The organism is Mesorhizobium sp. Root552 (assembly GCF_001427285.1).
In the GTDB taxonomy this organism is placed as follows: Bacteria; Pseudomonadota; Alphaproteobacteria; order Rhizobiales; family Rhizobiaceae; genus Mesorhizobium.
Genome location: NZ_LMFV01000051.1, coordinates 1 through 4143, shown reverse-complemented (window position 1 = coordinate 4143; position 4143 = coordinate 1). Strand labels below are relative to the sequence as shown.

Below are 4143 nucleotides of genomic sequence, written 5' to 3'. Positions count from 1 at the left end.
CTCTGTCTCATCTTCGCTCCTTTGAAAGGCTACAATGAACCAGAAATCCTCCGTTCTCGGTTAAACCGCTTTGGTCCCATCAGCGCTGACGCCGGACAGAGCCTTGCTTTGGCTGAACGTCCTCCCTTCTTTTGCTTGGCCTTTTTGAGCGCCTCTCGATGATCATGCCTTGCCGCTTCGATCGCTAGTGCACGAACGAAAGCATCCAGCTTCTCATCGAGAAGCTTCCAGTCCCGAAGGCTGATCGTTTCAGACGGCTTCTTCGGCATCGGATAGGTTCAATTTGAACGCTTCTGCGCGCACATATCATACATGGCTCTGACTGATGTGAGCGAACAAAATGTTCGCATGCAGCAGTTCGGGAATAATTTGAGAAGGCGAGCGAGAGAGCTTGATTTCACGGACGCGGAGGTCGCGAGGCGCGTTGGGATCAGCGAGCGGCGTTACGGCTTCTATGTAACGGGCGACAGGGAGCCTGACCTAGCAACGCTGCTGCGAATAGCGGACATTCTTCAAGCGGACGCAGACCGCTTGTTGCGTCCTTGGGAGGAAGCCGAACCATCAAAGACTGATAAGCTGAGGGCGCAGATACAATCGTCGGCGGCTGCTTTGCCTGGAGATCGCCTTCAACTGCTCGCCGATGTCGCTGCTACCTTCGCTGCTCACGACGCAAAGTCAGGGGGTGTGGTAGCGGGTTCTAAAGGTGAGAAAATCAAGAAGTCTGCAAAAACAGCAAGTTAGCCGTTCTGACCGCACCGTACAAAATGAAGTTTTTTGGCCTTTTGTGAAGTAAAATCAATCACTTAACACATAGGCTGGTAGCGGAGGACGGATTTGAACCGCCGACACAAGGATTATGATTCCTCTGCTCTAACCAACTGAGCTACTCCGCCCCGGTGCTCGGCATCCAAAACCACACCAAAGCAGTGCTGTTTTCGAACCCTTCGCCAAGGTCGCGCGGATATAAGGTTGCCATGCCGACCGTGTCAAGCGCGCAGGTGTCCGGTTTCGGTGGAAGCTGGCAGCGTTAGCGGGGCATACCGTTGACGCAGGCATTTCGTCGGGGTTGAGTTCGTAAAGGCGCGCCGCTATGTGTCAGCCACGAAATTTTCGAGTTCACCATTGATGAAACCGCGTATTGCCGTCCTCGGATGCGGATACTGGGGCAGTAACCATATCCGCACCCTCAAGGCCCTCGGTGCGCTCCATGCAGTCTCCGATGTCAACGGCGCTCGCGCGGAAGGCTTTGCCAGCGAACAGGAATGCCTCGCGATCGCGCCGGACGCGCTGTTCGAGCGCGAGGATGTCGACGCCATCGTCATGGCGTTGCCGCCGCAGTTCCATGCCGAACTTTCCATCCGCGCCGTGCAGGCCGGCAAGGACGTGCTGGTTGAGAAACCGGTAGCGCTCACCGTTGCCGATGCCGAGCGCTCGGTACAGGCGGCGAAAGACAACAAACGCATTTTCATGGTCGGACATGTACTGCGCTTCCACCCTGCCTTCGAGAAGCTTAAGGCACTTGTCGACGAGGGTGAGTTGGGTGAGGTGCGCTATATTCACTCCCACCGCCTGGGCCTTGGCAAATTCCATACCGAAAACGACGCGCTTTGGGATCTTGCGCCGCATGACCTGTCGATGATCCTGGCCATCACCGGGGCCGAACCGGTGGAGGTTCATGGCGAGGGAGCTGCGACGCTCGATCACCTCAGCGACTTTGCCCACCTGCACATGCGCTTTCCGGGAAACCTGCGCGGCCACCTGTTTGCCTCTCGCCTGAATCCTTACCGGGAGAGGCGGCTGACGGTTGTCGGAACCAAGGCGATGGCTGTGTTCGACGATGTCGAGCCATGGGAGCGCAAGCTTGCCGTCTATCACCATGCGGTCTGGCAAGACAGCGGCCACTGGGCGTTCACCGCCGACGAGCCGTCCTACGTGCCGGTCGGGCAGGGGATGCCGCTGACGCGCGAGCTCGAGCATTTCATCCAGTGCATCGAGACGCGGGATGAGCCGCGCACGGACGGCGAGGAGGCGATCAGGGTGCTGCGCGTCCTGACCGCCGGCACCGTGACCCACGGCCTGAAAGTCATCTGATCTCTTGAAATCAGCCTGCTGAAATCGGGGCGGCGCGTGCGCCAAGGCGCGATAGCATTGCCTCGGCTTCGGCGCCGCGCTCCGAACGGCCGATGAAGCCACCGCCGAATACCCGCGCTTCGTTGCCTTCGTCGGAATAAAGTACGCAGGCCTGGCCGGGGGCTACGCCGGATTCGCCATCGACCAGTTCAACGAAGGTCGTGCCGTCCTCGTGATGAAGCACGGCGGGGCGCGGCGGGCGGGTGGAGCGCACCTTGGCAAACAATTCGAGGCCTTCCGGCGGAATATCGGCCAGTTCGCCGTCGCCCAGCCAGTTCATGTTGCGAAGAAAGATCTTGTGCGTCTCCAGCGCCTCGCGCGGGCCGACGATGACACGCGAGCGTTCGGCGTCGAGATAGACGACGTAAAGCGGCTCCCCGGACGCGACGCCGATGCCGCGGCGCTGGCCGATCGTGTAGCGCAATATGCCTTCATGCCGGCCAAGGATGCGACCATCGATATGGACGATGTCGCCGGGGCTTGCCGCCGCCGGCTTCAGCTTGGCGATGATGTCGGAATACTTGCCCTGCGGCACGAAGCAGATGTCCTGGCTGTCATGCTTGGCGGCAACCGTCAGGTTCATCTCTTCGGCAATCGCGCGCACGGCAGGCTTCGGCAGGCCGCCCAAAGGAAAGCGCAGGTAATCGATCTGTGCCTGGGTGGTGGCGAACAGGAAATAGCTCTGGTCGCGGTCGGCATCGAGCGGCCTGTAGAGCGCGCGATGGGCGCCGTTGGCGCGCGAGCGGATATAGTGACCGGTGGCAAGGGCGTCGGCGCCCAGTTCCTTTGCCGTCGCCAGAAGATCGGCGAACTTCACCGTCTGGTTGCACGATACGCAAGGGATCGGGGTTTCGCCGTGAACGTAGCTTTCGGCGAAAGGATCGATCACAGCCTTGCGGAAGCGCTCCTCATAGTCGAGCACATAGTGCGGAATTCCCAGCGTTTCGGAAACGCGGCGGGCATCGTCGATGTCCTGGCCGGCGCAGCAGGAGCCGGCCCGGTGGACGGCGGCGCCATGATCATAAAGCTGCAGCGTCACGCCGACGACGTCGTAGCCCTCGCGTTTCAGCAACCCGGCCACGACTGAAGAGTCGACGCCGCCTGACATGGCGACGACGACGCGCGTATCCTGCGGGCGTCCGGGAAGGTCCAGGCTGTTCATTCGTTCATTCCAGTTCATCCCGTGCCGGATATCGCGGCCGGGCCAATGCTGACAATATAGGTCAAGCTTTCGGGCAGCGCCAGATTCATGATTTCGGCGCGCAAATTTGGCTTCAAACCGGTTGTCGGGCATTTGAAACAAATGCCGGCGCAAAGCCTAACGCGACGTTCACGAACCTTACCTATCCATTAGGGACCGCTTAGGCAATTTTTAAAGCTGTGGCGGTACTGTGGCGGCGATTGGTTCTTTTGTGTTATTTGTAGAGAGTATGATGACCGATCTGGTTAGACCGCGAGTCAAATACGTTATCGGGCCTGATGGCAGCCCGCTTACAATTGCCGATCTGCCGCCGACGAATACGCGTCGCTGGGTTATCCGGCGCAAGGCGGAAGTTGTTGCAGCCGTTCGTGGTGGACTTCTGAGCCTCGACGAGGCGTGCCAGCGTTACAAGCTGACCACCGAGGAATTCCTTTCCTGGCAAGCATCGATTGACGAGTACGGGCTTGCGGGCTTGCGCACCACGCGCATTCAGCAATACCGCCACTAGAGCGCAGTTCTTCATCGCCTTATCCGGTTTTTGTGCCTGGGTGTTGTCCGCCCCGTCGGTGCGTTGCCTGAACGTCACGAAACGGATCCCGGACGGTATCGCCTTCGCTTCGCCCGGCTCGCTTCCGGAATGACGAAGAGATGGTTGTGCTTATTCATCGCCACGCTGCCTTTCGGCCCTGGCCATTTCAAAGAACTGACCTCTGTTGAGAGGTCGGGAGGACGGGCGGCCGTTCGGTCGCTCGTTTAGGTAAGTAGTGCGGCCTTGCGGCCGCCCGTCCGGTGGTCTTGCCTCCCTGAGGGGG

The 4143-nt window shown here is 59.7% G+C and carries 5 protein-coding genes and 1 tRNA gene; 3 read left to right on the top strand and 3 right to left on the bottom strand.

Annotated features, from left to right (window positions below):
* Positions 1-29: 29 nt before the first annotated feature.
* Complete coding sequence (locus ASD50_RS23275; protein WP_156465162.1) at positions 30-269, bottom strand: hypothetical protein; 240 nt, start codon at positions 267-269, stop codon at positions 30-32.
* Positions 270-312: 43 nt separating this feature from the next.
* On the opposite strand from ASD50_RS23275, the gene ASD50_RS17610 reads away from it, so the two are divergent.
* A complete protein-coding gene (locus tag ASD50_RS17610) occupies positions 313-741 on the top strand; it encodes a helix-turn-helix domain-containing protein (RefSeq protein ID WP_056243970.1) in 429 nt (142 codons plus the stop codon).
* A gap of 75 nt (positions 742-816) precedes the next feature.
* On the opposite strand, the gene ASD50_RS17605 is transcribed toward ASD50_RS17610, so the two are convergent.
* A tRNA-Met gene (locus ASD50_RS17605) sits at positions 817-893 on the bottom strand.
* Between the two features lie 232 nt (positions 894-1125).
* Between ASD50_RS17605 and ASD50_RS17600 the strand changes: the two genes are divergently transcribed.
* A complete protein-coding gene (locus ASD50_RS17600) occupies positions 1126-2091 on the top strand; it encodes a Gfo/Idh/MocA family protein (RefSeq protein WP_056243967.1) in 966 nt (321 codons plus the stop codon).
* Positions 2092-2101: 10 nt separating this feature from the next.
* On the opposite strand, the gene mnmA is transcribed toward ASD50_RS17600, so the two are convergent.
* Entirely contained in the window at positions 2102-3292 is a 1191-nt protein-coding gene (gene mnmA, locus ASD50_RS17595; protein ID WP_056243962.1) for a tRNA 2-thiouridine(34) synthase MnmA, read from the bottom strand.
* A gap of 271 nt (positions 3293-3563) precedes the next feature.
* On the opposite strand from mnmA, the gene ASD50_RS17590 reads away from it, so the two are divergent.
* The gene (locus ASD50_RS17590) at positions 3564-3839 is read left to right on the top strand and encodes a DUF1153 domain-containing protein (RefSeq protein WP_013529904.1); all 276 of its coding nucleotides are present in this window, start codon (positions 3564-3566) and stop codon (positions 3837-3839) included.
* The last annotated feature ends 304 nt before the right edge of the window (positions 3840-4143 follow it).

Excerpts from the sequence above, each read along its gene's own strand:
- ASD50_RS23275 (WP_156465162.1), bottom strand. The coding sequence starts at position 269 with ATGCCGAAGAAGCCGTCTGAAACGATCAGCCTTCGGGACTGGAAGCTT.
- ASD50_RS17610 (WP_056243970.1), top strand. The coding sequence starts at position 313 with ATGGCTCTGACTGATGTGAGCGAACAAAATGTTCGCATGCAGCAGTTC.
- ASD50_RS17600 (WP_056243967.1), top strand. The coding sequence starts at position 1,126 with ATGAAACCGCGTATTGCCGTCCTCGGATGCGGATACTGGGGCAGTAAC.
- mnmA (WP_056243962.1), bottom strand. The coding sequence starts at position 3,292 with ATGAACAGCCTGGACCTTCCCGGACGCCCGCAGGATACGCGCGTCGTC.
- ASD50_RS17590 (WP_013529904.1), top strand. The coding sequence starts at position 3,564 with ATGACCGATCTGGTTAGACCGCGAGTCAAATACGTTATCGGGCCTGAT.